Origin of the sequence: Streptomyces sp. NPDC058697 (assembly GCF_042715345.1) — a bacterium.
Lineage (GTDB): Bacteria > Actinomycetota > Actinomycetes > Streptomycetales > Streptomycetaceae > Streptomyces > Streptomyces liliifuscus.
The window spans coordinates 973917-997746 of record NZ_JBHXSU010000001.1 but is presented as its reverse complement, the minus strand read 5'-3'; the positions used below and the strand labels follow the sequence as shown (position 1 = coordinate 997746).

General features: G+C 71.1%; 26 protein-coding genes and 1 tRNA gene. 15 read left to right on the top strand and 12 right to left on the bottom strand.

The window, feature by feature from the left end:
• Positions 1 to 4 precede the first annotated feature (4 nt).
• Genes ACFWXQ_RS04220 through ACFWXQ_RS04205 form a run of 4 tightly spaced genes read left to right on the top strand, consistent with a single transcriptional unit; the run spans position 5 to position 1980 of the window.
• Positions 5 to 439: a roadblock/LC7 domain-containing protein gene (locus tag ACFWXQ_RS04220; protein WP_143634356.1), complete on the top strand. Its 435-nt coding sequence runs from the start codon at positions 5 to 7 to the stop codon at positions 437 to 439.
• Between the two features lie 2 nt (positions 440 to 441).
• Positions 442 to 813, top strand: a complete 372-nt coding sequence (locus tag ACFWXQ_RS04215) for a DUF742 domain-containing protein (protein ID WP_143635063.1) — start codon at positions 442 to 444, stop codon at positions 811 to 813.
• Entirely contained in the window at positions 791 to 1390 is a 600-nt protein-coding gene (locus tag ACFWXQ_RS04210; protein ID WP_383944090.1) for an ATP/GTP-binding protein, read from the top strand. Before ACFWXQ_RS04215 ends, ACFWXQ_RS04210 begins: the two co-directional genes overlap by 23 nt.
• On the top strand, positions 1387 to 1980 hold the full coding sequence (locus ACFWXQ_RS04205; protein ID WP_383944087.1) for a GAF domain-containing protein: 594 nt from the start codon (positions 1387 to 1389) through the stop codon (positions 1978 to 1980). Before ACFWXQ_RS04210 ends, ACFWXQ_RS04205 begins: the two co-directional genes overlap by 4 nt.
• A 78-nt stretch (positions 1981 to 2058) precedes the next feature.
• Here ACFWXQ_RS04205 and ACFWXQ_RS04200 read toward each other — a convergent pair whose 3' ends face one another.
• The gene (locus tag ACFWXQ_RS04200) at positions 2059 to 3942 is read right to left on the bottom strand and encodes a DUF2264 domain-containing protein (protein ID WP_383944084.1); all 1884 of its coding nucleotides are present in this window, start codon (positions 3940 to 3942) and stop codon (positions 2059 to 2061) included.
• A gap of 312 nt (positions 3943 to 4254) precedes the next feature.
• Between ACFWXQ_RS04200 and ACFWXQ_RS04195 the strand changes: the two genes are divergently transcribed.
• The 8 genes from ACFWXQ_RS04195 (at position 4255) to ACFWXQ_RS04160 (ending at position 12328) form a co-directional block, all read left to right on the top strand.
• Complete coding sequence (locus tag ACFWXQ_RS04195; RefSeq protein ID WP_383944081.1) at positions 4255 to 5439, top strand: Gfo/Idh/MocA family protein; 1185 nt, start codon at positions 4255 to 4257, stop codon at positions 5437 to 5439.
• A gap of 276 nt (positions 5440 to 5715) precedes the next feature.
• Complete coding sequence (gene tdh, locus ACFWXQ_RS04190) at positions 5716 to 6744, top strand: L-threonine 3-dehydrogenase (protein WP_383944103.1); 1029 nt, start codon at positions 5716 to 5718, stop codon at positions 6742 to 6744.
• A gap of 9 nt (positions 6745 to 6753) precedes the next feature.
• On the top strand, positions 6754 to 7968 hold the full coding sequence (locus ACFWXQ_RS04185) for a glycine C-acetyltransferase (RefSeq protein ID WP_383944100.1): 1215 nt from the start codon (positions 6754 to 6756) through the stop codon (positions 7966 to 7968).
• Positions 7969 to 8054: 86 nt separating this feature from the next.
• Positions 8055 to 8960, top strand: a complete 906-nt coding sequence (locus ACFWXQ_RS04180) for a LysR family transcriptional regulator (RefSeq protein ID WP_383944078.1) — start codon at positions 8055 to 8057, stop codon at positions 8958 to 8960.
• A 57-nt stretch (positions 8961 to 9017) separates the two neighbouring features.
• Positions 9018 to 9614, top strand: coding sequence for a helix-turn-helix domain-containing protein (locus ACFWXQ_RS04175; protein ID WP_383944075.1), 597 nt, complete (start codon positions 9018 to 9020; stop codon positions 9612 to 9614).
• Entirely contained in the window at positions 9611 to 10162 is a 552-nt protein-coding gene (locus ACFWXQ_RS04170) for a GNAT family N-acetyltransferase (RefSeq protein WP_383944072.1), read from the top strand. Before ACFWXQ_RS04175 ends, ACFWXQ_RS04170 begins: the two co-directional genes overlap by 4 nt.
• A 97-nt stretch (positions 10163 to 10259) precedes the next feature.
• Positions 10260 to 10619: an MmcQ/YjbR family DNA-binding protein gene (locus ACFWXQ_RS04165; protein ID WP_383944069.1), complete on the top strand. Its 360-nt coding sequence runs from the start codon at positions 10260 to 10262 to the stop codon at positions 10617 to 10619.
• Between the two features lie 344 nt (positions 10620 to 10963).
• Positions 10964 to 12328, top strand: coding sequence for an MFS transporter (locus ACFWXQ_RS04160; protein ID WP_383944066.1), 1365 nt, complete (start codon positions 10964 to 10966; stop codon positions 12326 to 12328).
• A 21-nt stretch (positions 12329 to 12349) separates the two neighbouring features.
• On the opposite strand, the gene ACFWXQ_RS04155 is transcribed toward ACFWXQ_RS04160, so the two are convergent.
• Positions 12350 to 13270, bottom strand: a complete 921-nt coding sequence (locus ACFWXQ_RS04155) for a transketolase family protein (protein ID WP_383944064.1) — start codon at positions 13268 to 13270, stop codon at positions 12350 to 12352.
• A gap of 55 nt (positions 13271 to 13325) precedes the next feature.
• Positions 13326 to 14030 carry a transketolase gene (locus ACFWXQ_RS04150; protein ID WP_383944061.1) on the bottom strand — a complete coding sequence of 235 codons (705 nt, stop codon included), beginning with the start codon at positions 14028 to 14030 and terminating at the stop codon, positions 13326 to 13328.
• Between the two features lie 140 nt (positions 14031 to 14170).
• Here ACFWXQ_RS04150 and ACFWXQ_RS04145 point away from each other — a divergent pair.
• Positions 14171 to 14247: transfer RNA gene (locus ACFWXQ_RS04145), tRNA-Pro, on the top strand.
• An 89-nt stretch (positions 14248 to 14336) separates the two neighbouring features.
• Here the strand turns inward: ACFWXQ_RS04145 and ACFWXQ_RS04140 are convergent.
• From ACFWXQ_RS04140 to ACFWXQ_RS04130, 3 genes are read right to left on the bottom strand one after another with little or no spacing between them, the layout of a single operon-like run.
• Complete coding sequence (locus ACFWXQ_RS04140; RefSeq protein WP_383944097.1) at positions 14337 to 15245, bottom strand: haloalkane dehalogenase; 909 nt, start codon at positions 15243 to 15245, stop codon at positions 14337 to 14339.
• Entirely contained in the window at positions 15242 to 15637 is a 396-nt protein-coding gene (locus tag ACFWXQ_RS04135) for a pyridoxamine 5'-phosphate oxidase family protein (protein ID WP_383944058.1), read from the bottom strand. Before ACFWXQ_RS04135 ends, ACFWXQ_RS04140 begins: the two co-directional genes overlap by 4 nt.
• Positions 15638 to 15642: 5 nt before the next feature.
• Positions 15643 to 16335, bottom strand: coding sequence for an NAD(P)-dependent oxidoreductase (locus ACFWXQ_RS04130; RefSeq protein ID WP_383944055.1), 693 nt, complete (start codon positions 16333 to 16335; stop codon positions 15643 to 15645).
• Between the two features lie 76 nt (positions 16336 to 16411).
• Between ACFWXQ_RS04130 and ACFWXQ_RS04125 the strand changes: the two genes are divergently transcribed.
• Positions 16412 to 17068 (top strand): TetR/AcrR family transcriptional regulator, encoded by a 657-nt coding sequence (locus ACFWXQ_RS04125; RefSeq protein ID WP_383944052.1) that lies wholly within the window; start codon positions 16412 to 16414, stop codon positions 17066 to 17068.
• A 117-nt stretch (positions 17069 to 17185) separates the two neighbouring features.
• On the opposite strand, the gene ACFWXQ_RS04120 is transcribed toward ACFWXQ_RS04125, so the two are convergent.
• Together ACFWXQ_RS04120 and ACFWXQ_RS04115 are read right to left on the bottom strand one after the other, a co-directional pair.
• Complete coding sequence (locus ACFWXQ_RS04120; RefSeq protein ID WP_383944048.1) at positions 17186 to 18541, bottom strand: PQQ-binding-like beta-propeller repeat protein; 1356 nt, start codon at positions 18539 to 18541, stop codon at positions 17186 to 17188.
• Positions 18538 to 19089: a SigE family RNA polymerase sigma factor gene (locus tag ACFWXQ_RS04115; protein WP_383944045.1), complete on the bottom strand. Its 552-nt coding sequence runs from the start codon at positions 19087 to 19089 to the stop codon at positions 18538 to 18540. The genes ACFWXQ_RS04120 and ACFWXQ_RS04115 overlap by 4 nt, the downstream gene beginning before the upstream one ends.
• 205 nt (positions 19090 to 19294) lie before the next feature.
• On the opposite strand from ACFWXQ_RS04115, the gene ACFWXQ_RS04110 reads away from it, so the two are divergent.
• Positions 19295 to 20497: a cytochrome P450 gene (locus ACFWXQ_RS04110; protein ID WP_383944042.1), complete on the top strand. Its 1203-nt coding sequence runs from the start codon at positions 19295 to 19297 to the stop codon at positions 20495 to 20497.
• On the opposite strand, the gene ACFWXQ_RS04105 is transcribed toward ACFWXQ_RS04110, so the two are convergent.
• The 4 genes from ACFWXQ_RS04105 to modA all read right to left on the bottom strand — a co-directional run bounded on the left by ACFWXQ_RS04105 (position 20463) and on the right by modA (position 23824).
• Positions 20463 to 20882, bottom strand: coding sequence for a molybdopterin-binding protein (locus tag ACFWXQ_RS04105; protein WP_383944039.1), 420 nt, complete (start codon positions 20880 to 20882; stop codon positions 20463 to 20465). The two genes, ACFWXQ_RS04110 and ACFWXQ_RS04105, sit on opposite strands and share 35 nt — an antisense overlap.
• A 112-nt stretch (positions 20883 to 20994) precedes the next feature.
• Positions 20995 to 22134 carry an ABC transporter ATP-binding protein gene (locus tag ACFWXQ_RS04100; RefSeq protein ID WP_383944036.1) on the bottom strand — a complete coding sequence of 380 codons (1140 nt, stop codon included), beginning with the start codon at positions 22132 to 22134 and terminating at the stop codon, positions 20995 to 20997.
• Positions 22131 to 23003 (bottom strand): ABC transporter permease, encoded by an 873-nt coding sequence (locus ACFWXQ_RS04095; protein WP_362072931.1) that lies wholly within the window; start codon positions 23001 to 23003, stop codon positions 22131 to 22133. The genes ACFWXQ_RS04100 and ACFWXQ_RS04095 overlap by 4 nt, the downstream gene beginning before the upstream one ends.
• Positions 23000 to 23824, bottom strand: a complete 825-nt coding sequence (gene modA, locus ACFWXQ_RS04090; protein WP_383944032.1) for a molybdate ABC transporter substrate-binding protein — start codon at positions 23822 to 23824, stop codon at positions 23000 to 23002. The genes ACFWXQ_RS04095 and modA overlap by 4 nt, the downstream gene beginning before the upstream one ends.
• Positions 23825 to 23830 lie beyond the last annotated feature (6 nt).

Below are 23830 nucleotides of genomic sequence, written 5' to 3'. Positions count from 1 at the left end.
CCCCATGGCGAGCGATGTGCCGACCGGGCACGCATCCGACCTCGACTGGCTGATGAGCGGCCTGGTGCAGCGCGTACCGCACACCAGGAGCGCCGTGCTGCTCTCCTGTGACGGCCTCGTGAAGTCGGTGCACGGGCTCGACCCCGACAGCGCCGACCACATGGCGGCCCTGGCCTCCGGGCTCTACTCCCTGGGCCGCAGCGCGGGCGTCCGTTTCGGCGACGGCGGTGACGTACGCCAGGTCGTCGTCGAACTGGACTCCACCCTGCTGTTCGTGTCCACCGCGGGTTCCGGTACCTGTCTTGCCGTGCTCGCCGGACGCGACGCCGACGCGGCCGTGCTCGGCTATGAGATGGCGATGCTGGTCAAGAGCGTCCGCCCGTACCTGATGACCGCGCCGAGGCAGCACACCGTCGAACCGTCGGCGATGAGGCCTTGAGCGTGACCTCGGCCGGCGACGGGCCCTGGCTCGATGATGCGGCCGGACGCCTTGTGCGCCCCTACCAGGTCAGCAACGGCCGGACCCGGCCGAGCACCGCGCTCGACCTTCTGTCGCAGGTGATGGCCACCGGCGTCACCCCTCTCGGCTACCTCGGCCCCGAGCACGCCCAGGCACTCGAACTGTGCCGGGACCCCGTCTCGGTCGCCGAGGTCGCCGCGCATCTGAGACTGCCCGCCGCGGTGACCAAGGTGCTGCTGTCCGATCTCGTCGACTGCGGGGCGCTGTCCATGAAGCCCCCGACGTTCCACCACAACCCCACTGACCGGTCTCTTCTGGAGGCAGTGCTCGATGGACTACGACGACAGCTCTGACCCCTTTCCCACCGCCTTGAAGATCCTGGTGGCGGGAGGGTTCGGAGTAGGAAAGACCACCTTTGTCGGCGCGGTGAGCGAGATCGCGCCGCTCAGCACGGAGGAACTGCTGACCACGGTCAGCGCCGCGACCGACAACCTCGACGGCATCGAGAACAAGGTCGAGACGACCGTCGCGATGGACTTCGGCCGCATCACCCTCGATCCGGAACACGTGCTCTACCTGTTCGGCACGCCCGGGCAGGAGCGGTTCTGGTTCATGTGGGACGAGCTCTCCGAAGGCGCGCTCGGCGCGGTCGTCCTCGCCGACACCCGCCGTCTGGAGGACTGCTTCGCCGCCGTCGACTTCTTCGAACAGCGCGGCCTGGGATTCATCGTCGCCGTCAACGAGTTCGACGGAGGCTTCCGCTACGACCCGGAGGAGGTGCGGGCGGCCATCGACCTCGACCCGGAGGTGCCCGTCGTGTGCTGCGACGCCCGGATCTCCAGTTCAGGAGTGCAGACCCTGCTCACCCTCGTCCGCCACCTTCTCGCCCACGCCCCCTCTCACGCCCCCAGCCACGGAGCCCACACATGACGTACGACCCGCCGCGCCCGGCCGGTCGGCTGCTGCTCACCCCCGACGACAAGGAGGCCCCCGCCAGAACCCGGCGGCTGCGGGTGCTCGGTCTGGGGCAGCACACGGAGCCGGCCCTCGACGCGTTCGCGGACCGGCTCGCCGAGCTCGCCGGGGCGCCGTACGCGATGGTCAACTTCATCGACGAGGAGCGGCAGTTCTTCGCGGGCCTGCACATCCCAGACGGCCCCGTGCCGGCCGGGCCGTCGGCCGACGCCCGTACGGATCACGCGGACGCCGCGAAACCGAGGATCGGCCGCTATATGGCCCGGGACCATGGCTTCTGCCCACATGTGGTCGTCCGCCACAAGGCGCTGGTCCTGGAGGACGTCCGCGACTATCCCCGCTTCGCCGGCAACCCGGTCGTCGACGAGTTCGGCATCCACTCCTATCTCGGTGCCCCGCTCATCGACCGCACGGGCATCGCGCTCGGCACGGTGTGCGTCAGCGATGTCGAGCCCCGGCCGTGGGGGCGGGCGGGGCTCGACACCATCAAGTCGATGGCGGCGGAGCTGGTGGAGCGGATCGAGCTGCGGGAAGGCGGGTTCTGATCCGTGCGCCCTTCGCCACCCCATGGAGACGACCGCTCTCACACACCGGCACTACCTCACACCGGGACGACGTCCTTCTCACACCGAGACGGTGTCCCCTTCGGGGAACGTGATCCGGACCTCGTGCCCCTCGACCTCGCAGGACACCGACTCCCGTAACGCCTGCGGGTGTACGGAGTCCCGCGTCAGCGCGAGCAGCGTGACGTACACGCCGGAGCCGCCCGGACGGCCCGCCGCGCACCGCAGGTACGGCGTCGCGGAGTGGGGGCCGAAGGCGTTGGCCTCGACCTCGCGCGCGATGCCCGTGTCCTCGTCCCAGCCATGCAGCGCGACGACGACACTGGTCAGCCCGTTGTCCGTGCGGGCCAGTGCCCAGCCGTGGCCCCGCTCGGCGGTGGGCCGGGTTTCGGCGGCGACCGCGTAGCCGCCCTCCCGGACGGTCAGGCCGGTCGGCGCGAGCACCCGGTGCACGCGTATCTCCCAGGGACCGCGCAGCACGCTCGTCGTCTCGATCGGGAACTCCTCCTCGCTGCCGGGCAGTCGGGCGCTGTAGCGGGACGCGGCCGTCCGCCCGGAGCAGTGCAGCGGGACGATGCTGCGCCGGCGGGACGCGGTGCCGTCCGCGGCCACCAGCGCGATGTGCCCGTCCACGGTCCGCTCCCAGGCGTGGGGAGCCGCCTCGGGCGCGGTCGCCGTCGAGTAGCCGAACTTCGCGTAGTGCGGATCGTCCTCGGCGGGCCCGGACGGGGAGTTGTGGCCGCTGCCGTGGTTGACCAGGCGGACGATGCCGTCGTGCTTCGTGCCGTGCAACAGCCAGCCGGGCGCCGGGAGCGCGGTGTACTGGTCCGACTCCTCGACAGGGAGCGGCAGTTCGCGTGCCGTCCACACCGGGTGCTCCGGAGGCAGCAGCAGCCCGAGGAAGCCCATGCTCGCCCAGTACGGGGACGCGGGCCCCGAGTACGGCTGGGTCATCGGCAGGAACGTTTCGTACCAGCCGAGCGACAGCAGCCCCCGCTCGTCGGGCACCCCGCGCTCCACGAAGTGCCGCACCGTGCCGGACGCCAGCCGTCGGGTGAGGCCCGGCTCCAGCGGCGTACAGCCGGCGAGGGCGCCCATCCACACCGGGGCGGTGGTGGCGAAACGGTACGTCAGGGAGCGGCCGTGGTGCACGGGGGCACCGTCCGCGCCGAAGAACCGCGGGTGGTCGGCGAGGAACCGGGCGAGCCGCTCACGGTAGACCTGGCCACGGCCACCGCCGTCGCCGCCGGTCATCCGGCACCACAGCAGCGGGTACAGGTGCATGATCCAGCCGTTGTGGTAGTCGAAGGTCCCGCCGTCGCCGTCGCTGTACCAGCCGTCGCCCACGTACCAGTCGTCGAGGCGGTCGAGTCCGGCGTCGATGTCGTCCTGGCGGTGGGGTGCGCCGACCGAGGCCAGGAACTGCTCGGCCACCACCTGGTAGAGCCGCCAGTGGTTGTCCCAGGTGCGGCGGCCCACAAAACCCCACAGCCAGTCCACGACCCGCTCCTGCGCCTCGGAGTGCAGCCGGTCCCAGATCCAGGGGCGGGTCTCGTGCAGCGCCACGGCGACCGAGGCGGCCTCCGCCATCTGCTGCGAGCAGTCCGTGAGTTCGGGCCAGGCCTCGCCGCTGTCGCGGTCGGTGCCCGTTGTCAGACCCCGCGCGTAGCGTTCTGTGAGACGGGGATCCACGTCGCCCCGCGCCCCGGCGATCCGGAAGGAGGCCAGCAGGAATGACCGCGCGAACCCTTCGAGGCCGTCCGACACCACACCCGACCACGAGGTCCGCCCCGGCAGCCGGTACTGCGCGAGGCCCGGCGTCGCGTACGGGACCAGGGCTTCGAGCTGCCGGTCGGCGAGCGTCTCCCAGTGCGCCCGCGTCCAGCCGGTGTGCGGCGACAGGACGTGGTCGATGGGCGGCAGGGACACGTGCGGTGCGGGCATGGCGGGGTTCCGACTCCTCTGTTCCCGGGCGCGATTCCAGGTTCCGGAGAGGGATACGGCTGGTGGGGGCCGACAGATCAATTGTGCTGTGTGCGTATGCCATGGGTCCTGTGCGCACAGCGTGGGACCTGTTCGCATGTGGTCGGCCCTGTTCGTATGTGCGGCCCCGTGCGGCCCCCGTGCGCTCTCCCGGAGCGCGTCGCCCGATGGGAAGTTGACTCCGGCGCAGGTGGGCACGGCTTCCTCGGAGGAACACGGCCGGACCCCCTGCCGCCGGACCCGACTCCTCGTCACCGAACGGGAAGGCATCTCATGACCGACCTGCGTCTCGGCGCCCTCGGCTTCGGCCTGCGCGGTTCGCTCGCGCGCATCGCCCACCGGCCCGGCCGGGGCTCGCGCGTGACCGTCGTCGCCGAACACGATCCGGCACTGCGGGACCGCGCCGCCGACCGCATCCCCGGCGTCAGGACCGTGGAGGACCACCGCAAGGTCGTCGACGACCCGGACGTCGACGCCGTGCTCGTCCTCACCCCGGACCACACCCATGCCGACATCGCCTGCGAGGCCCTGCGCGCGGGCAAGCCCGTCTTCGTCGAGAAGCCCCTGGACATCACGATCGAGCGGTGCGACCTCATCCTGCGCACGGCCTTCGAGACCGGCACGCGGCTGTACGTGGGCCACAACATGCGCCACATGCCGGTGATCCGTCTGATGCGCGACCTCGTCCTGCGCGGCGACATCGGCACGGTCAAAACGGTGTGGGTACGTCACTTCATCGGCTACGGAGGCGACTGGTACTTCAAGGACTGGCACGCCGAACGCCGGTGCACCACCGGCCTGTTGCTGCAGAAGGGCGCCCACGACCTCGACATACTGCACTGGCTCGCGGGCGGATACACCCGGCAGGTACAGGCGTTCGGCGACCTGATGGTGTACGGCGGCAATCCGCACCGCCGTTCGCCGGGCGAGCCGAAGTCCGACGACTGGTACACGGAGGACGGACACTGGCCGCCGCACACCCAGCGGGCGCTCAACCCCGTCATCGACGTCGAGGACGTGTCGATCGTCAACATGCGCCTGGACAACGGGGTGTTGGCCACCTACCAGCAGTGCCACTTCACCCCCGACTACTGGCGCAACTACACGGTCATCGGCGACGCGGGCCGCCTGGAGAACTTCGGGGACGGCCCCGGAGGAGTGGTGAAGGTGTGGAACTCCCGCCGCTCCGGATACCGGGCCGAGGCGGACGCCGAGTACGCGGTGCCCGACGTGGAGCAGGACGCCGAGCACGGGGGCGCGGACCCGCTGCTGATCGACGAGTTCCTGCGGTTCGCACGCGAGGGAGGGCGCACCGACACGTCTCCCGTTGCGGCACGGATGGCGGTGGCGGCGGGATTCCGGGCCACCGAGTCGCTGCGCGGGGGCGGCATTCCGTACGAGGTGCCGTCGCTGGACGCGGAACTGGTCGCGTACTTCGAGAGGGGGCAGACACGCTGACGGGGGCGGGAGCGGGGGTGAGCGGGTGGGGAGCGGATCGGTGGGAGGAGAGCGAGGCGTGAAGGAAAGCTGCGGCGGAGCTTAAGAAAACCTCGATGGACCGCAGAGCCCGAGTACGGCAGATTTCTCCACGTCGGCAGTGGAGCGCCGCAGCCGCTGAGAGGCGCTCCCGCATGGCCCACCCGCCATGCCCCCTGCCGTGACGCCACCCCTCACTCCGGGCCAGGGCCTGCCTCGGCATGCCCCGGCCCGGAACCCTCGTACACGGGAGCCGTGTTGAAGGCGCTGGTCAAGGAGAAGGCTGAGCCGGGACTCCGGCTCATGGACGTACCGGAGCCGGTCGTCGGACCCGGTGACGTGCTGATCAAGGTCCTCAGGACCGGGATCTGCGGCACCGACCTGCACATCCGCAGCTGGGACGGCTGGGCACAGCAGTCGATCAGGACCCCGCTCGTGATCGGCCACGAGTTCGTGGGAGAGGTCGTCGAGACGGGCCGTGACGTCGGTGAGATCGCCGTGGGCGACCGGGTCAGCGGCGAGGGCCATCTCGTGTGCGGCAAGTGCCGCAACTGCCAGGCCGGGCGGCGCCATCTGTGCCGCGCCACCGTGGGGCTCGGCGTCGGCCGCGACGGCGCGTTCGCCGAGTACGTCGCGCTGCCCGCGTCCAACGTGTGGGTGCACCGCGTCCCCGTCGACCTCGACGTCGCCGCGATCTTCGACCCCTTCGGCAACGCCGTGCACACCGCGCTGTCGTTCCCGCTGGTCGGAGAGGACGTACTGATCACCGGCGCGGGACCCATCGGTCTGATGGCCGCCGCCGTCGCCAAGCACGCCGGCGCCCGGCATGTCGTGGTCACCGACGTCGGCGAGGAGCGTCTGGAGCTCGCCCGGAAGATCGGCGTCAGCCTCGCGCTGAATGTCGCCGAGTCGACCATCGGCGACGGGCAGCGCACGCTCGGCCTGCGCGAGGGCTTCGACGTCGGCCTGGAGATGTCCGGCAACCCCGTCGCGATGCGCGACATGCTCGCCAACATGACGCACGGCGGAAAGATCGCCATGCTCGGACTTCCGTCCGAGGAGTTCGCCGTCGACTGGTCCCGGATCGTCACCTCCATGATCACGATCAAGGGCATCTACGGCCGCGAGATGTTCGAGACCTGGTACGCGATGTCGGTGCTCCTCGAAGGAGGCCTCGACCTCGCCCCCGTGATCACCGGCCGCTACGGCTACCGCGACTACGAGGCGGCGTTCGCCGACGCGGCGAGCGGCCGCGGCGGCAAGGTCATCCTCGACTGGACCCACTAAGGACTGATGATGTTCGACTCCGTACGCGACGACCTCCGGGCCACCCTCGACGAGATCCGTGCCGCCGGACTGCACAAGCCCGAGCGGGTCATCGGCAGCCCGCAGTCCGCGACCGTGAACGTCACCGCGGGCGGCCGCCCCGGTGAGGTCCTCAACTTCTGCGCGAACAACTATCTCGGCCTCGCCGACCACCCCGAGGTCATCGCCGCCGCCCACGAGGCCCTCGACCGCTGGGGCTACGGCATGGCGTCCGTGCGCTTCATCTGCGGTACGCAGGAGGTGCACAAGGAGCTCGAAGAGCGCCTCTCCGCCTTCCTCGGCCAGGAGGACACGATCCTCTACTCCTCCTGCTTCGACGCCAACGGAGGAGTCTTCGAAACCCTCCTCGGCGAGGAGGACGCGGTGATCTCCGACGCCCTCAACCACGCGTCGATCATCGACGGCATCCGCCTCTCGAAGGCCCGCCGCCTCCGCTACGCCAACCGCGATCTCGCGGACCTGGAACAGCAGTTGAAGGAGGCCGCGGGCGCCCGCCGCAGGCTGATCGTCACCGACGGCGTCTTCTCCATGGACGGGTACGTGGCCCCGCTGCGCGAGATCTGCGACCTCGCCGACCGCTACGACGCCATGGTCATGGTCGACGACTCGCACGCCGTCGGCTTCGTCGGCCCCGGCGGCCGCGGCACCCCCGAGCTGCACGGCGTCATGGACCGCGTCGACATCATCACCGGCACCCTCGGCAAGGCACTCGGCGGCGCGTCGGGCGGTTACGTGGCAGCCCGCGCCGAGATCGTCGCCCTGCTGCGCCAGCGCTCGCGCCCTTACCTCTTCTCGAACACGCTCGCCCCGGTGATTGCCGCCGCCTCGCTCAAGGTCCTCGACCTGCTGGAGTCGGCGGGCGACCTGCGCGAGCACCTCGCCGCGAACACCGCGCTGTTCCGCTCCCGGATGACCGAGGAGGGCTTCGACATCCTCCCCGGCGACCACGCCATCGCCCCGGTCATGATCGGCGACGCGGCCGTCGCCGGACGCATGGCGGAGCTGCTCCTCGACCGCGGGGTGTACGTGATCGGCTTCTCGTACCCGGTGGTCCCGCAGGGCCGGGCCCGGATCCGCGTACAGCTGTCCGCCGCGCACTCGACGGAGGACGTGAACCGTGCCGTGGACGCCTTCGTGGCGGCGCGGGCGGAGCTGGCGGCGGAAGAGGCAGCGACCAAGGCCTGAGCACGGAGGAACGGGGAGGGCGTCCGAGCGCGGACGGGGCTGACGATCGAGCAGGGTGAGCGTGAACCTCTGAGAGAATCGGTCACATGATCGAAGCGCGGCGGCTCCACATCCTCCGTGCGGTGGCGGACCATCGCACGGTGACGGCCGCTGCCGCCGCGCTCTACCTCACGCCCTCCGCCGTCTCGCAGCAGCTGACGGCCCTGGAGCAGGAGACGGGCCACCGCCTGGTGGAGCGCAGCGCCAGGGGCGTACGCCTGACTCCGGCCGGCGAGATCCTGCTCAGCCACACCAACGCGGTCCTCGCCCAGCTGGAGAAGGCCGAGGCGGAGCTCGCCGCGTACGACTCGGGTTCGGCGGGCACGGTCACGGTCGCCTCCTTCGCGACCGGTATCGGCCTGGTCGTCGCGCCGGCCGTCGCCCGACTCGCGCGGACCGCGCCCGGCATCCGCATCCGCGTTCAGGACGCCGAGGGCGACGCCAGCCTGCCGATGGTGCTCGACCGGCAGGTCGACGTGGCGGTCGCCGTCGAGTACCGAGGTGCCCCGGACGCCGACGACCCCCGCCTCGCCCACATCCCGCTGTACGCCGAGCCGTTCGACGCCGTCGTCCCGGTGAGCCACCGCCTCGCCGACCGTACGGAGGTGCCGCTCGCCGAGCTGGCCAAGGACCCGTGGATCGGCCCGTACCCCGGAAACCCCTGCCACGACGTGGTGGTCCTGGCCTGTGAGCACGCGGGATTCCAGCCCCGTCTGGAGCACTCCTCGGACGACTTCCGGGCCGTCGTCGCGCTCGCTTCGGCGGATGCGGGGGTCGCCCTGGTGCCGCGCTCGGCCCTGAGCGGCATGGATCTCGCGGGTGTGGTCGTGCGCCCCGTCGACGGGGTCGCACCCACGCGCCGGGTCTTCGCCGCCGTGCGCCGGGGAGCCGAGGAGCACCCGCTGATCCGGCCGGTGCTGGAGGCGCTGAGGGAGGCTGCACCGGTGAGATGAGCGTCGGGAGCGGCCGCCCGTTTCGATACGTCTCTCATTTGGGATAGCATCCCGAATATGAGACGCGACGAAGGTGCTGAAGCGGTCGGCGCTGGACCGGACCCCGTCGATGCCCGGCTCGGTGTGCGACTGGCCGAGCTGCGGGCCGAACGAGGCTGGTCCCTGGGCGAGTTGGCGGAGCGCAGCGGGGTGAGCCGGTCGACCCTGTCCCGGGCCGAGCGCGCGGAGATCAGCCCCACGGCTTCGCTGCTGAACCGGCTCTGCGGGGTCTACGGCCGCACGATGTCGCAGCTGCTCAGCGAGGTCGAGGCGGAGCCGGCCCTGCTGGTACGGGCCGCCGACCAGGCCGTATGGGAGGACAGGGCGTCCGGATTCGTACGCCGCTCCGTGTCCCCGCCGCATGCAGGGTTGCGCGGCGAACTCGTCGAGGGGCGGCTCGCTGCCGGCGCGGACATCGCGTACGACCGGCCGCCCGTACCCGGCCTCGAACAGCACATCTGGGTGCTTGAAGGGCAGCTGGAGGTCACGGCTCAGGACACCGGGCACCGGCTCGACCCGGGCGACTGCCTGCGGTTGCGGGTGTGGGGGCCGACGCGCTTCCGGTGCACCGGTCCCGAGGACGCGCGCTATGTGCTGGCGGTGGTGCTGCCATGAGCACGGTGGTCCGGCTGGCGGCCGACCAACTGCTTCGATCCGTCGACGAGTTGGCCGATCTTCTGACCGACACTGTCAATGGGGGAGCGTCGGTCGGCTTCCTCGCTCCGCTCGACCGCGCCGCCGCCGTCGAGTGGTGGCGGGGTCGGGCGGTCGTGCTCGCGGAAGGAGGGCTCGCCGTGTGGGCCGCGTACGCGAGGGGCCGGATCGTCGGCACCGTCAGCCTGGCCTTCCCGGACAAGCCCAACAGCAGCCATCGCGCCGAGGTGGTGAAGCTGATGGTGCACCGGGAGGGCCGAGGCAAGGGGCTCGGACGTTCGCTGCTCGCGACGGCCGAACGCGCCGCTGCCGAGGCAGGCGTGACCCTGCTCAACCTCGACACCGAGACGGACAGCCCGGCCGAGTCCCTCTACCGGTCGGCGGGTTGGACCCGGGCGGGTGTCATACCCGACTACGCGCGGGCGCCCGACGGGGTGCTTCGTCCGACGACGATCTTCTACAAGTACGTGGTGGCGGCCGAGGGTTCGGAGTCTGCTGTGAGTCGCTGACTGCTCCGTTCGCAGCGGGTGGCCGCACCGGCTCTCGGTGGTGCCTGTACCGGCTCTCAGCAGGTGGTTGTCAGTGGCATTGGCTACGGTGCTGTCCATGCAGGATGCCGAAGACGTACGCCGAATCTGCCTCTCTCTGCCGGACACGACGGAGAAGATCGCCTGGAGCATGCCCACCTTCAGGGTCGCGGGGAAGATGTTCGCCACGCTGCCCGAGGAGGAGACCTCCATCGCCGTGCGCTGCCCGAAGGTGGAGCGTGACGAGCTGGTGCTGGCCGAGCCCGGGAAGTTCTGGATCGCCGACCACGAGGCGGGTTTCGCCTGGGTGCGTGTGCGGCTCGCGGCCCTTGAGGACTCGGGCGAGCTGCGTGACATCCTCGCGGACTCCTGGCGGCAGGCGGCGCCGACCCGACTGCTGGAGTCGTACCCGGAATTGGGGCTTCCGGCTGATGGGTGACGGGCGACGGGTGACGGATGACGGCTGAGGGGCGTTGTCAGTGCCGCGTGGCATGATCCGAAGGCGGGTGGGGAGTTCGGCGCGGAGGGGTGCGGGGGTCCCGTCGAGGGGTCGGTCGGTGGGGGAGGGGTGTGAGGGGGATGGCTGGGGGCGGGTTGTCCTCGGGCGGGGTGCCGTCGTCGGGGGAGGACGTGGGTGCCGGTGGCTGTGACGTGGGTGCCGGCGGGCGTGGTCCGGGCGCGGGTCGCCTTGACGTCGGCGCCGGTCACCGTGGCGAGGGTGGCAGTCACCTTGGCGTGGGCGGCGGGCAGCGTGGCGCGGGCGGCGGGACCGGTCGGCGTGATGTGAGTGACGGCGCCGGGCCCCGGAAGGTCTGGTCGCGGGATTTCGGGCTCTTCTTCACCGCGCGGGCCGTCGCCAAGCTGGGCGACACGATGTTGCCGGTGGCGCTGGCGGCGGGACTGCTGCAGCACGGCTACGGGGTGGGAGCCGTCGGCCTGGCCATGGCCGCGTCGGCCGCCTGCTTCGCGGGTCTGGTGATCTTCGGCGGGGTCTTCGCCGACCGGTTCAGCACCCGTCTGCTGATGATCGGCGCCGATGTGGTGCGGCTGGGCAGCCAGTCGGTCGCCGCCACTTTGTTTTTCACCGGCCACGTGGTGCTCTGGCAGATCTGTGCGATCGGCGCGGTCAACGGCGCGGCGGCCGCGATCTTTGAGCCCGGTGTCGCCAGCACGGTGCCTCGGCTCGCCACCGACGTCCAGGCGGCCAACGGCGCCATACGGGTCGCGGAGTCCACGGCCCAGCTGGCAGGCCCCGCGCTCGCCGGCCTGCTGGTCGCCTTCGCCTCACCCGGCGGAGTCTTCGCGGCCCACGCCACGACATACGCCCTGAGCGCCCTGTGCCTCCTGCTGCTCCGGCTGCCTTCGGCCGACCCCGACCACCGGGCCCGCACGAACGGCTTCGGTGCCGATCTCGTCCAGGGCTGGCGGGAGTTCAGATCACGGACGTGGCTCTGGGGAGTCATCGTCATCTGGTGTGTCCTGATGATCTCCGTCTGGGGTCCGACGGTCCCGCTGGTCGCGACGGAGGTCGTTCAGGAGCACGGGCCGCGCGCCTACGGCCTGGTCAACTCCGCCCTCGGCGCGGGCACGGTCATAGGCGGCCTGATCGCACTCCGCCTGCGTCCTCGGCACATGCTTCGCGCGGGTTCGCTCGCCCTCTTCTCCTTCGCCTGTTTCCCGGCCGCCGTCGGGGCGGGCTTCGGAGTGGCGGCGATGGCGGCCGGTGCGGCGACAGCGGGCGCGGGCCTGTCGTTCTGGGGCGTCATGTGGGCGACCAGCGTGCAGACCCAGGTCCCGCCCGATGCCCTCAACCGCATCCACGCCTACGACATAGCCGGCTCCCTGGCCATGATGCCGGTCGGCCAGGCCCTCGCCGGCCCGGCCGCGGCGGCCCTCGGCGCGGACAACGTCCTCCTCGTGGCCGGCGCCATGACCCTCGTCGTGGCGACGGCGCTGCTCTCGGTGCCCGCGATACGAGGGCTGGTGCGGGCCGAGGTGCCGACGGCGCGGTCGCTGTCGCACGGGTCGGCGGGGACAGCCCGCCCCGCGCGTACCGGCGGAGGACACAAACAAGGGGGCAGACAACACGGGGACAGACAAGGAGACGGCCAAGGAAAGAGACAGACGTGCACCGACGGAAAGAGCTGAAGCTCGGACGCTGAGCCAGGCCTACGCACTGACCCGCGGCGCCGTCGCCCCCAGGAACCCGCCGATCCGCTGCCGCAACGACCCGGCGTCCAGCCCGTGCGCGGCCACGTGCTCCTCGATCTGCCCGTAGCGGCGCAGTTCGCGGCGGCCGACGCCGAGCCCGAGGACACGGTGCGGCAGGTACGCGAGGGCGTCGTTCGCGGCCGCCGTCGACGTACCGGCCAGGTACGGCTCGACGAGGACGACATCGGGCCCCGCCGCCTCCGTGGCCCGGCGCAGCGCGGCCGAGTCGAAGGGGCGCACGGTCGTGCCGTACAGCACGGTGACATCGAGCCCCTCGGTGGCATCGAGCACGGTGTCGAGCATCGGCCCGACCGCGACGACCACACCGGCCCGCCCCTCGCGGACGGTGCGGAACCGGGCTCCGTCGACGGCCAGGGCCTCGGCGTTCGACTGCACGGACAGCCGTACGTACACCTTGTCCTCGCCCGCCGCGACGGCGTGCCGCAGGAGCGTCTCGGCCTCGTCCGGGTGACCCGGGACGTGAACCGTCCAGCCGTCGAGCGTGTCCAGCAGGGCGATGTCGCCGGGTGCCATGTGGGTGTAACCGCCCGAGGGCCAGTCGAAGGACGCGGAGGCGCTGACCAGCACCGCGCCCACGTCCTGGTGCCCGAGGTCCAGCTTGACCTGCTCGAAGGGCCGCTCGACGAGGAAGCTGGCGAAGGTGTGCACCACGGGCCGCAGCCCGGTCAGTGCAAGGCCCGCGCCTGCTCCGACCAGCAGCTGCTCCCGGATGCCGACGTTGATCACGCGGTCCGGATGCCGGTGCCGCGCCTCCTCGAACCCGGCCAGACCGATCTCGGCGAGAACGACCGCGACGCGCGGATCCTCGTCGAGCAGCCGTGAGACGACTGGGGCGAAGCGGTCACGCATGGTGTCCATGGGGAAGTCCTCCGTTGCGGGCGTGCGGGCGTGCGTGGGTGTGTGGGTGACCGGCTCAGGCGGTCTTCGGCTCCACCTGGGCGACGACCACGCGCGGCCGTCCCGGGTGAGGGGCGGTGAAGGCGGCGTACAGGGCGTCGTGGTCCCGTCCGTCGACGGTCTCGGCGGACCAGCCCGCGGCCTCGAAGCGCGCGGCGATCCCGCCGGGGAGCGCGTAACTGGCGGAGGAGTTGTCGATCACGAGGGTGTGCAGCTGGTCGAGCCCGGCCGGACCGGCGTACGCGATGGCCTCGTGGTTGCTGCCCTCGTCCAGTTCGGCGTCTCCGACCAGCACCCACACGCGAGGGTCGCTCAGTCCTTGGGCGCGCAGACCCAGCGCCGTACCGACCGCGATCGGCAGCCCGTGTCCGAGCGAACCGCTGCCGATCTCGGCTCCCGGGACGAGCACGCGGTCCGGATGGTGACCGAGCGGCGACTCGTACGAGCCGAACCCCGGCAGCCAGTCGACCGGCACGAAGCCCTTCGCGGCGAGTACCGCGTAGTAGGCCATCGGCCCGTGCCCCTTGGACAGCAGGAACCGGTCCCGTTCCGGATCGTCGGCCTGCTCCGGCGTCACCCGCAGCACCCGGTCGTAGAGCACCCAGAGCGCGTCGAGCGTGGACGTCGCCGCCGGTCCGTGCTTCTCGTCCCCGCTCATCAGCTCCATCAGGCCGGGCAGGTCCGCGTACTCGTAGCCGCTTTTCAGCGTTGTCGTCGTCATATGGACGATCGTGCGACCTCAATCATGGTTGAGGTCAAGTGGCGATCACCGGGACAAAAGGAGTGCGCGACCATCGACCCGAGTGCGGTATTGTTTCCGTGCGCGTTCAGCCAGGGGAAACCCCAGGTCACAACGGGCAACGGGACGTGGCGCAGCTTGGTAGCGCACTTGACTGGGGGTCAAGGGGTCGCAGGTTCAAATCCTGTCGTCCCGACCAGCTTTTTGCAGGTCGGAGGCCGTTCTCTCACTTATGGGAGGGCGGCTTCTCGCGTTCCTGGAGGGCGGGGTGGGGAGCGGCCCGGACGCCTACCGGCGTGCCAGCCCGTGGCGGTCTGCCCAGGCGTTGATCGCTGCGGCCAGCTCCTCGGGGCGGTCCTCCGGGGTGTGGTGGCCGGCGAGGCCGTGGCGGGAGACCTCCAGGCCGGCGATGTTCTTCTCGCACCAGGCCACGGCTCCTTGGTCGGTCATCGCGCCCGGGCCGGGCTCGAACGCGGCGAGCAGCTTGGGGACTTCGGGGCTGGCGGCCAGCCAGGCGTCGTAGTGCTCGACGCGGGCCACCATGTCGGCGGGCTCGCCGTCCAGCGGCATCATGCGCGTCCACGCCAGCATCGGGCGGCGGCTGTGCGGTGTCGGGAACGGGCGGCGGTAGACCTCCAGGTCGGCGGGGTCGAGCGGGGTGGTGAGCGTGTCCGGGAGCATTTCGATGAACATGGACTTCTCCAGGATCATCTCCTCGCCCACTCCGGGGGTGCGCAGGAGGACGAACAACTCCCGCCCGGCCGACGGGAATTCGTCTCCGACCAGCGGCTTGACGATCGTCTCGGTGAACGCGAGGCCGCGGACGCGGCCCGGGAGGCGGGCGGCGCGGTCGAAGGCGAGCGCGCCGCCCCAGTCGTGGCCGACGAGTACGGCCTCGGCAAGGCCGAGGGCGTCGAACCAGGCGTCGAGGTGGCGGGCGTGGTCGTCGAAGGAGTAGTCGAGGTCGGGTTTGCCGGAGTCGCCCATGCCGATGAGATCGGGGGCGAGAAGGCGGCGGCCGGGCGCGGCCACACCCGGCAGGACGTTCCGCCACAGGTGGGACGAGGTGGGGTTGCCGTGGAGGAAGACGAACGGCAGACCGTCGGGGTCGCCGGACTCGCGGTAGTGGAGAGTGGAGCCGAGGACGGGGAGGTGAGGCATGGCGGTGTCACTTCGCTTTCTTCGAGGGGTACTCAGAGGTTGAGGCTCAGGACTCGGTCGACGGCGATCTCGACGACGACCAGGTCCGGCGGGGCGGGCGGGGCCGTCCGGTAGCGGACGGTGTAGCGGCGGACCGCGTCGGCCAGGCGTGCGGGGTCGTCGGTGACGGTGGCCCGGCCTTCGAGGGTGACCCAGCGGAAGCCGTCCGCCTGGCAGAGCGCGGCACGGGGCGTCGGGCCGCCCGTCGCCACGTTCTGGGCCTTGCGTGCTCCCGCCCGGGTGGTCACTCGGACCAGGCTGTTGACCGCGTCGAAGGTGAAGCGGACAGGGGTGACATGCGGGGTGCCGTCGGGGCGGAGGGTGGTGAGGGTGGCCGTGTCGGGGCGAGTGAGGAACAACCTTGTGGCGGGCGGGAGTTCGACGGTCACCCGGCTCACCTCTTCTTCACGCCCTCGTTCCAGATCAGCTTGGCGATGTTCGGTTTCACGGCCGTGGTGATGACACCCATGGCCGTACGGACGTACCGCCGCTCCTCCAACTCGCGCAGCATGCTCGAAGCGAGGTCGGCACGGGCGGTGAAGACGCCGTCGGCACTGGTCTCGGCGGTGTGGTAGTCCGTGACGACGGGGTGCTCGAAGAGGCCTGATGGCCGGACGAAGGTCCAGTCGAGGTCCGTCCGACGGATCACGGCCTCCATGCGGCGCATGTCCTCGTGGAGGGTGCGGCCGAGGCGTCGGTTCACCAGCGGGTCGAGCACATGATTGAAGAAGCGCGCGCCCGTGGGACGCCAGTGCGGGTCGGCGATGCTGGAGCTCACGGCGAGCAGCCGTCTGATGCCGTGGCGGGCCATGGCCCCGGTGATGGCCGTGGCGCTCGCCGAGTACGTGCTGATGGTCTGCTTGCTGAAACGCGCGCCCAATACGGACAGGACGGCGTCCGTCCCCTCGATCGCGGCGTCGACAGCCGCCGGGTCGGTGGCGTCGGCGACGGCCACAGCGAGACCGGGCCGCGTGGGGAGGGAGCCGGGGCGGCGAGTCACGGCGACGACCTCGTGGCCGGCGGCGAGGGCCTGGCCGGTGAGGTGGCGGCCGGTCGGTCCATTGGCGCCGAAGACTGCGATGCGCATGACGTCGGGTCATCCCTTCATGTGGTTCCCGGAACGCCCTTGACTGTGCCGATCACGAAAAGCAGGCTCAACGCTGATGAATAACTCCGCCCCTGCCGCCGCCCGCACCCGAGGCCGCCCCCGCGGCAATCCGCCGACCCGCGAGTCGATCGTCTCGGCGGCCCGGGCGCTCTTCCTGGAGCGCGGCTACCGGGGCACCACTCTGCGCGCGGTGGCCGGAGCCGCCGGTGTCGACCCGGCGCTGATCGCGTACCACTTCGGCTCGAAGAAAGGCCTGTTCGCGGACGTGATGCAGTTCCAGTGCGCCAACGCGCTGGCGGTGGACGCCGTCCTCGGCGGCGACCCGGCCACCCTCCCCGACCGCCTGATCGACGCGGTGACGAACCTGTGGGAGGACGCTGACTTCGTTCAGCTCACCACCCAGGGCGAGGAGGCTGCCGAGGTGATCCGCGAATACCTGGAACGCGAGCTGCTGGCCCGGCTTGTTGAATTTCTCGGTGGCCGGGACGCAACGGCCCGCGCCACGGCCGTGGTCACGATCCTCGGCGGCCTCATCTACACCCGCTACCTCAACCCCCTCCCGACCCCCGCCGCCCTCACCCCCTCCGAGACCCGCCACATCCTCACCCCTGCGCTGCGCGCGGCACTGACCCCGAGGCCGCGCCCCGCGGCGACCACCGGAGCGGGCCGCCGGGGCTCGCCGGCCTCCGGTGGAGGAGCCGTCCGGCCCTGACCAGCTCAGTGCCATTGGCGCCGGCCCGGGCATGATGCGGTCATGGAGGAATCGGATGGCCGCGCAGGCGATCCGGACGCCGACGTGGCCGCCGCGCAACCATCTTCGTCCCTCCGGTCAGTCCCCGATCCGCGGCAGAAGGGAGACGATCCTGCTGCCGTTCCGGGCGACCAGGACGTCCTCGTAGAGCAGGAGTTGGGGCGGATTCCCGAAGGAAGGCCCCGGCTTCTCGTTGCCGGTGTCGGCGTGGCCGCGCCAGACCTGCTTGCCCGTGCGCACGTCGAGGCCGGACAGGTCTCCGGTCGGGCCCACGAAGTACACGACCCACTGGCTCGCCGACAGGACGGGAGCCGCGAGGCCCGTCATCGTGTCCTTGTCGGGCAGCTTGACGCCCACCGGGACGGTCCACAGTTTCTTTCCCGTGGTCACCGAGTAGGCAGAGGCCTTGCCCTGCCAGGACACGGAGATCAGAAGATCACCGACGATGTCCGAGCCGGCCGGCTCTCCCTCGATCCGGTAGGAGTGCGAGACCTGGTCCCCGGAGTCGCTGAGCGTGGTCAGCCTCAGGTCCTTGCCGCCCGCACTCTTCGCCGCGATCAGGACCATCCGGTCGCCCGAGGTCCCGACGAGCTGCTGCCTGCCGGGCATGGTCACGATCTTCTCGGCGCCTCCCGTGGCGGGATCGAGACGGAAGATGTCGGTGTCGTCCGGCTCCTCGGTGTCCTGATTGCACAGGAGATAGGGCACCCCGCTCAGCGCCGTGCGTTGACACACGATGCCCTTGTCCCAGGTGTGGCGCCACTTCTCCTCACCGGTCCGCGGATCGAGGGCCGACATCGTGCGGAGCGACGGGGTGTTGGCGAGTACCGCGCCGTCGATGAGCATGGCGGCCTGGTCGGTGCGGTCGTCCTGCGGCATCTCCGCCGTCCACAGCACCTTGCCGTTGTCGGCGTCCACGGCCATCAGATCCGTACCGCCGATGTAGTCCCCGTTCGGCTTCTTGTCCGCGGTGTGATTGCGGTAGGCGTAGACCACGCCGTCACGCGCGGCGAACGCGTGGTCGGGCCCGTTGCCCTCGCGATTGACCTTGACGGTCCACAGCCGCTTACCGGTGTTGGCGTCGAACTTCGCGACGTCGTACTTGGACCCGCTGCAGTACAGCGCGGAACCCTCCACCAGGCAGCCCCGCTCGCCGGCGCCCCGGATGTCGCTCTGCCACGGCTTCCAGCCCTTCGGTGTCGCCGCCGGCCGGTCAGGGTGGTCCCGCTCGGCCGTACCGCCGCCTCCGAAGCCGAGCACTGCTCCCACGGTGATCGCCGCAACGGCCACCACCGTCCCCGCGGCCTGCGAGAAACGGCGCCGACTGCGCCGTCGCACCACCGTTTCGGCCAGGTCCCCGGGCGCGCGCACCCGGTCCAGGGCGACCGCGCGCAGTGTCTCGCGAACCTTCTCCTCCACCTGCTCCGTCGTCATCCCTGGACCTCCTTCGGCGTGTAACTGAGCGACTGCACCTGTTCCGCGGGATTTTCGGGCCCGAGCTCCGGTACGAGCAGCCGGAGCTTGGCGAGCGACCGGTACGCCGTACTGCGCACCGTGCCGACCGGGCATCTCAGCAGCGCCGCGACCTCGGCCTCCGGCAGGTCCTCGAAATAGCGCAGTACGACGACGGCCCGCTGCCGTTTCGTCAGTTTTCCGAGCGCCGCCCACAGAGCGATCCGCAGCTCGGAGTCCGCCTCGGTGCCGGCGTCGCCGCCTGACTCGGGCAGTACGGGCACCGTCGTCTCGGCGCGGTGCCTGCGCAGCCGCCAGCGGTTGACCTGCTGGCGGTACATCACCTGACGGACGTACGCCTCGGGCTGCTCGATGTGAGCCCAGCGCCCGTAGGCCTTCATCAGCGCGATCTGCAGCAGATCCTCCGCGGCATGCCGGTCCCCTCCGGTGAGCAGCACCGCGAGCTGCAGCAGCGCTGTGGAGCGCATCGCTACGAACTCCCGGAACTCGTCGTGACTTGTGGCCTCCATCGACCCTCCCCTTCTCGCAACCACCACGACGCGATGGGCCGCCCGTCGCTATCCCTCAGCGAGCGAGATTGTGTGTTCGCACATGCCGTCGTCCCCCGCCGGAATCCCCGCCGGAACCCCTGCCGTCACTCCAGCCTTCGCCCAGGGCAAGATCGCACGTACCGTCACTGGCGAACCGAAGACCCCCGGGAATGGAGCCGCAAGCGTGACCGACCCGTTGCAGGACCCGCGGTTCTTCGCCGACCCATACCCGACTTACGCCCGGCTGCGAGACGCGGCGCCGGTGCAGAAGGTGCCCACCGGATCAGGAGGGCGCGAAAGCTACCTGGTCACGGGCTACGCGGAGGCCCGGGAGGCATTCGCCGATCCTCGGCTCTCGAAGGACACCACGCGGTTCTTCGCCGGCCGGCCTTCACAGCGCGATCTCCATCCGGCCGTCTCCCGGAACATGCTGGCCACCGACCCTCCGCAGCACGCACGGCTGCGGGCTCTGGTGACGAAGGCGTTCACCACCGGGGCCGTCGCACGGTTGCGCCCGTACATCGCTGCCCTGGTCGACGAGTTGCTCGACGCCTGGCCGGACCGCGGACCGGTGGACCTCGTCGCGAGCCTCGCCGTCCCTCTGCCGGTCACCGTCATCTGCGAGATGCTGGGGGTACCCGAGTCCGACCGTCCGCTCGTGCGGACCTGGTCGAGCGATCTGTTCGCCGCCGGAGACCCCCTACGGATCGACGCCGCCTCGCACGCCATCGGCGGCTACATGACCGACCTCGTCGCCTCCAGACGCAGTTCGCCCGGCGAGAGTCTGCTCGACGACCTCATCGCCGTACGCGACGGCCAGGACCGGTTGACCGAGGACGAACTCGTCTCGCTCGCCGTGCTCCTGCTCGTGGCCGGCCACGAGACCACCACCAACTTCATCGGCAACGCGGCCCTGGCCCTTCTCCAACACCCGGAGTCCCTCGCGCGGTTGAGGGCCGAGCCGCAGCTCCTCGGGAGTGCCCTGGACGAGTTGCTGCGCTTCGACTCGCCTGTCGGGATCGCCACGTTCCGCTACAGCACCGAAGCGTTCACGCTCGGCGGGACGGCGATCCCCGAAGGCGTTCCGGTACTCATCGCTCCCGGCGCCGCCAACCGCGACCCGAACCGATTCCCCGGTCCGGACCAGCTCGATTTCGACCGCGGTGCCACCGGACACCTGGCCTTCGGCCACGGAATCCACCGATGCCTGGGAGCACCGCTCGCGAGAGCCGAGGGCGAACTCGCGCTCCGGGCGGTCATTTCCCGCTTCGCCGACATTCGGCTCGCGGTTCCCGCAGAGGAACTGGAATGGCGGCACACGCGGTTGATGCGGGGCCTCAGCGCTCTGCCCCTCACATGGTCGCGAGGGACACCTCGGTCGACTTGATCAGGGCGGTGACGGCGGTACCGGTCCCCAGGCCGAGGTCGGTGACGGCGTCCTTCGTGATCGCCGACGTCAGGTCGCCGCCGTCGACGCTCACCTTGACAGAGGCCATGGCGCCGCCCGTGGCGATGTCGGTCACCGTGCCCGGGAGCCGGTTGCGGATGGACAGGCCGTCCACCGGGCCGGTGGCCAGCGAGATCTCGGTGGACTTCACCAGGGCGCGGACGGCGGAACCCTCGGCGAGACCGAGTTCCCTCACGGCCTCCAGGGTGATCGCCGCGGTGAGGTCCTGCCCGCCGTCGAGACGCACCTTGACGGTCGCCATGGCCTCGCCCGGGGTGATGGCGGTGACGGTGCCGGGGAGCTGGTTGCGGATGCTCAGACTCATGACGGGATGCCTCACAGACTGCTTGGTGAATATGCCCCACTTTGGGATGGCTGTGGGTTTCACCGTAGCCGGATGGGGCGACGGATGCCGTGCGATGTCGTGCCGTGCCGCCTCAGGCCGGGTACGCGTGGGTCTGGGCCGCCTTGACCGTGGCCCAGACGGTGGCCCCGGGGTGGAGGTCGAGTTCGGCGGCGGCGACGGTGGTGAGGTCGGCGGCGAGGGGGAGTTCGCCGGTGAGGTCGGCCCGGATCTGGTCGCCGTGGGTCTCCAGGCCGGCGACCTCGCACTGCCAGAGGTTACGGGCGCTGGACCCGGTGGGGCGGTCCCGGTAGAGGGTGACCGCGCTCGGCGGGAAGGCGACGAAGACCGGGCCCGTCAGCTCCTCCGTGGTGGTGATCGACGGGCCGTCGTCCACGCGGACCGTGTGGCCTTCGGCCCGCCCCTTGTAGAGGTTCAGGCCGACCAGGTGCGCGATGTAGTCCGTGCGCGGGTGGCGTGCGATGTCGGCGGGGGTGCCCTCCTGGACGATGCGGCCGTCCTCGATGACGACGAGACGGTCGGCCAGGACCATGGCGTCGAGCGGGTCGTGGGTGACGAGTACGGCGACGGCCTCGAACTCGGCCAGGTGGCGGCGGAGTTGGGTCCGTACCTCCAGGCGGGTGCGGGCGTCGAGGGCCGCGAGGGGCTCGTCGAGGAGGAGCAGCCGGGGGTTGGTGGCGAGGGCGCGGGCGAGGGCGACGCGCTGGGCCTGACCGCCGGAGAGGCGGCGGGGCTTGGCACCGGCATGCTCGGCGAGGCCCATCCGCTCCAGCCACTCGGCTGCCTGGGCGCGGGCCTCCGCCTTGGTCGCACCGTGGCAGCGCGGGCCGAAGGCCACGTTGTCCAGAGCCGTGAGGTGCGGGAAGAGCAGGTAGTCCTGGAAGACGACACCGACCGGGCGCGACTCGGGCGCCGTACGGTCCAACACCGCGCCGTCCAGGCGCAGTCGGCCGCCGGTGAGTGGTGTCAGGCCGGCCAGGGCGCGCAGCGCGGTGGTCTTTCCGGCGCCGTTGGGGCCCAGCAGCGCGACGACATCGCCGGGCGCGGCGGTCAGCGCCACATCGAGCCGGAACGAGCCGCGGTCGACGACCAGATGGGCGTCCAGCCCTGTCGGATCCGGGCCGGGGACGCCCGTGGCCTCGTAGGCGGACTGCTCGGCCTTCTCGGCTTTCTCAGCCTCCTGGGTCTTCTGGGTCTTCCAGGTATGGGTCATGAGGCCGTCATCCAGCGATCGCGCAGCCCGGCCAGGACGGCGACGGACACGGCCAGCAGCACGAGGCTGAGGGCGATGGCCGCCTCGGGGTCGCTCTGCAGGGCCAGGTAGACGGCCAGCGGCATGGTCTGCGTGCGGCCGGGGAAGTTGCCGGCGAAAGTGATCGTCGCGCCGAACTCGCCGAGCGCCCGTGCCCAGGCCAGGACCGCGCCCGCCGCGATGCCGGGCGCGATCAGCGGGAGCGTCACGCGGCGGAAGGCGGTGAAGCGGGAGGCGCCCAGCGTGGCGGCCGCCTCCTCGTAGCGGGGGTCGGCGGCGCGCAGGGTGCCCTCGACGCTGATGACCAGGAACGGCATCGCCACGAACGCCTCGGCGACGACGACACCGGTGGTGGTGAACGGCAGCGTGATCCCGAACCACGCGTCCAGCCACTGCCCGACGATGCCGTTGCGGCCGAGCGCCATCAGCAGTGCCACCCCGCCCACCACCGGGGGCAGGACGAGCGGCAGCGTGACCAGGGCCCGTACGAGGCCGCGCCCAGGGAACTCGACCCGGGCCAGCAGCCAGGCCAGCGGCACCCCGATCACCAGGCTCACGGCGGTCGCCGCGGTGGCGCACAGCAGGGACAGCTTCAGCGCCTGCCAGACCTCGGGGCTGGTCAGCTGGTCCGGCAGGCTGTGCCAGGGGGTGCGGACCAGCAGGGCGATCAGCGGCAGCACCAGGAACGCCAGACCGAGCAGTGCGGGCACCAGCAGGGGCAGCGGTACGCCCCGGCCGAAGCCCGTCCGGACGCGCCCGCGCCGCGGCCCACCCCGGAGGGTGTCGGCCGCGGCGGCGGACTTGTCGGGTGCGTCGGTGGGGGAGGTCACGGCTTGAGGAACCCGGCCTCGGTCAGGACCTTCTGGCCGTCGGCGGACTGCACGAGCGCGATGAACGCCTTGGCCGCCTCGGCGTTGGGGGCGTCCTTGAGCCGGACGATCGGGTAGTCGTTGATGGCGTCGGCCGACTCGGGGAAGTCCACGCCCTCCACCTTGTCACCGGCGGCGTTCACATCGGTCTTGTAGACGACGGCCGCGTCGGCCTCCTTGAGCTCGACCTTGGTCAGGGCGGCCTTCACGTCCTGCTCGTACGAGACCGGTGTGAGCTCGAGCTTGCTGGCGTCCAGCGCCTTCTGGGCGGCGGCGCCGCACGGCACGGTCTTGTCGCAGAGCACGACCTTCAGGCCCGACTTGGTGAGGTCCTCGAGAGAGGCGATCTTGTCCGGGTTGCCGGGCAGGGTGGCGATCTCGAGCTGGTTGCGGACGAAGGTGGCGGGCGTCCCCGACGCGTCGCCCTTGTCCGTGACGATGGCCATCGTCTTGGGGCTGGCGGAGGCGAACACGTCGGCCGGGGCGCCGCCGGTGATGCTCGCGGCGAGGGAGTCGCTGCCGCCGAAGCTGAAGGTGACCTTGGTGCCGGGGTGCTCCTGCTCGAACTCCTTGCCCAGCGCGGTGAAGCTCTCCTTCAGGGAGGCCGCGGCGAACACGGTCACCGTGCCGGACAGCTTCGGGGACGAGGAGGCCGACGCGGAGGAGTCGGACTCCGTCGACGAGTCGTCGGAGGAGGAGCAGGCGCTCAGGGCCAGCAACGTGGCGGCTCCCGCACCGGCCACCTTCAGGGTCCGGCGGGTCCGGCGCGCGGAACGAGTCATCACGGA

Bases quoted from the DNA above. Each gene is read 5' to 3' on its own strand.
- ACFWXQ_RS04120 (WP_383944048.1), bottom strand. From the start codon at position 18,541: ATGACGACGGAGCAGGTGGAGGAGAAGGTTCGCGAGACACTGCGCGCG.
- ACFWXQ_RS04150 (WP_383944061.1), bottom strand. From the start codon at position 14,030: ATGACGACGACAACGCTGAAAAGCGGCTACGAGTACGCGGACCTGCCC.
- ACFWXQ_RS04195 (WP_383944081.1), top strand. From the start codon at position 4,255: ATGACCGACCTGCGTCTCGGCGCCCTCGGCTTCGGCCTGCGCGGTTCG.
- ACFWXQ_RS04100 (WP_383944036.1), bottom strand. From the start codon at position 22,134: ATGACCCATACCTGGAAGACCCAGAAGACCCAGGAGGCTGAGAAAGCC.
- ACFWXQ_RS04170 (WP_383944072.1), top strand. From the start codon at position 9,611: ATGAGCACGGTGGTCCGGCTGGCGGCCGACCAACTGCTTCGATCCGTC.
- ACFWXQ_RS04165 (WP_383944069.1), top strand. From the start codon at position 10,260: ATGCAGGATGCCGAAGACGTACGCCGAATCTGCCTCTCTCTGCCGGAC.
- ACFWXQ_RS04185 (WP_383944100.1), top strand. From the start codon at position 6,754: ATGTTCGACTCCGTACGCGACGACCTCCGGGCCACCCTCGACGAGATC.
- ACFWXQ_RS04180 (WP_383944078.1), top strand. From the start codon at position 8,055: ATGATCGAAGCGCGGCGGCTCCACATCCTCCGTGCGGTGGCGGACCAT.
- modA (WP_383944032.1), bottom strand. From the start codon at position 23,824: ATGACTCGTTCCGCGCGCCGGACCCGCCGGACCCTGAAGGTGGCCGGT.
- ACFWXQ_RS04205 (WP_383944087.1), top strand. From the start codon at position 1,387: ATGACGTACGACCCGCCGCGCCCGGCCGGTCGGCTGCTGCTCACCCCC.
- ACFWXQ_RS04125 (WP_383944052.1), top strand. From the start codon at position 16,412: ATGAATAACTCCGCCCCTGCCGCCGCCCGCACCCGAGGCCGCCCCCGC.
- ACFWXQ_RS04115 (WP_383944045.1), bottom strand. From the start codon at position 19,089: ATGGAGGCCACAAGTCACGACGAGTTCCGGGAGTTCGTAGCGATGCGC.
- ACFWXQ_RS04200 (WP_383944084.1), bottom strand. From the start codon at position 3,942: ATGCCCGCACCGCACGTGTCCCTGCCGCCCATCGACCACGTCCTGTCG.
- ACFWXQ_RS04155 (WP_383944064.1), bottom strand. From the start codon at position 13,270: ATGGACACCATGCGTGACCGCTTCGCCCCAGTCGTCTCACGGCTGCTC.
- ACFWXQ_RS04130 (WP_383944055.1), bottom strand. From the start codon at position 16,335: ATGCGCATCGCAGTCTTCGGCGCCAATGGACCGACCGGCCGCCACCTC.
- ACFWXQ_RS04210 (WP_383944090.1), top strand. From the start codon at position 791: ATGGACTACGACGACAGCTCTGACCCCTTTCCCACCGCCTTGAAGATC.
- ACFWXQ_RS04220 (WP_143634356.1), top strand. From the start codon at position 5: ATGGCGAGCGATGTGCCGACCGGGCACGCATCCGACCTCGACTGGCTG.
- ACFWXQ_RS04175 (WP_383944075.1), top strand. From the start codon at position 9,018: ATGAGACGCGACGAAGGTGCTGAAGCGGTCGGCGCTGGACCGGACCCC.
- ACFWXQ_RS04105 (WP_383944039.1), bottom strand. From the start codon at position 20,882: ATGAGTCTGAGCATCCGCAACCAGCTCCCCGGCACCGTCACCGCCATC.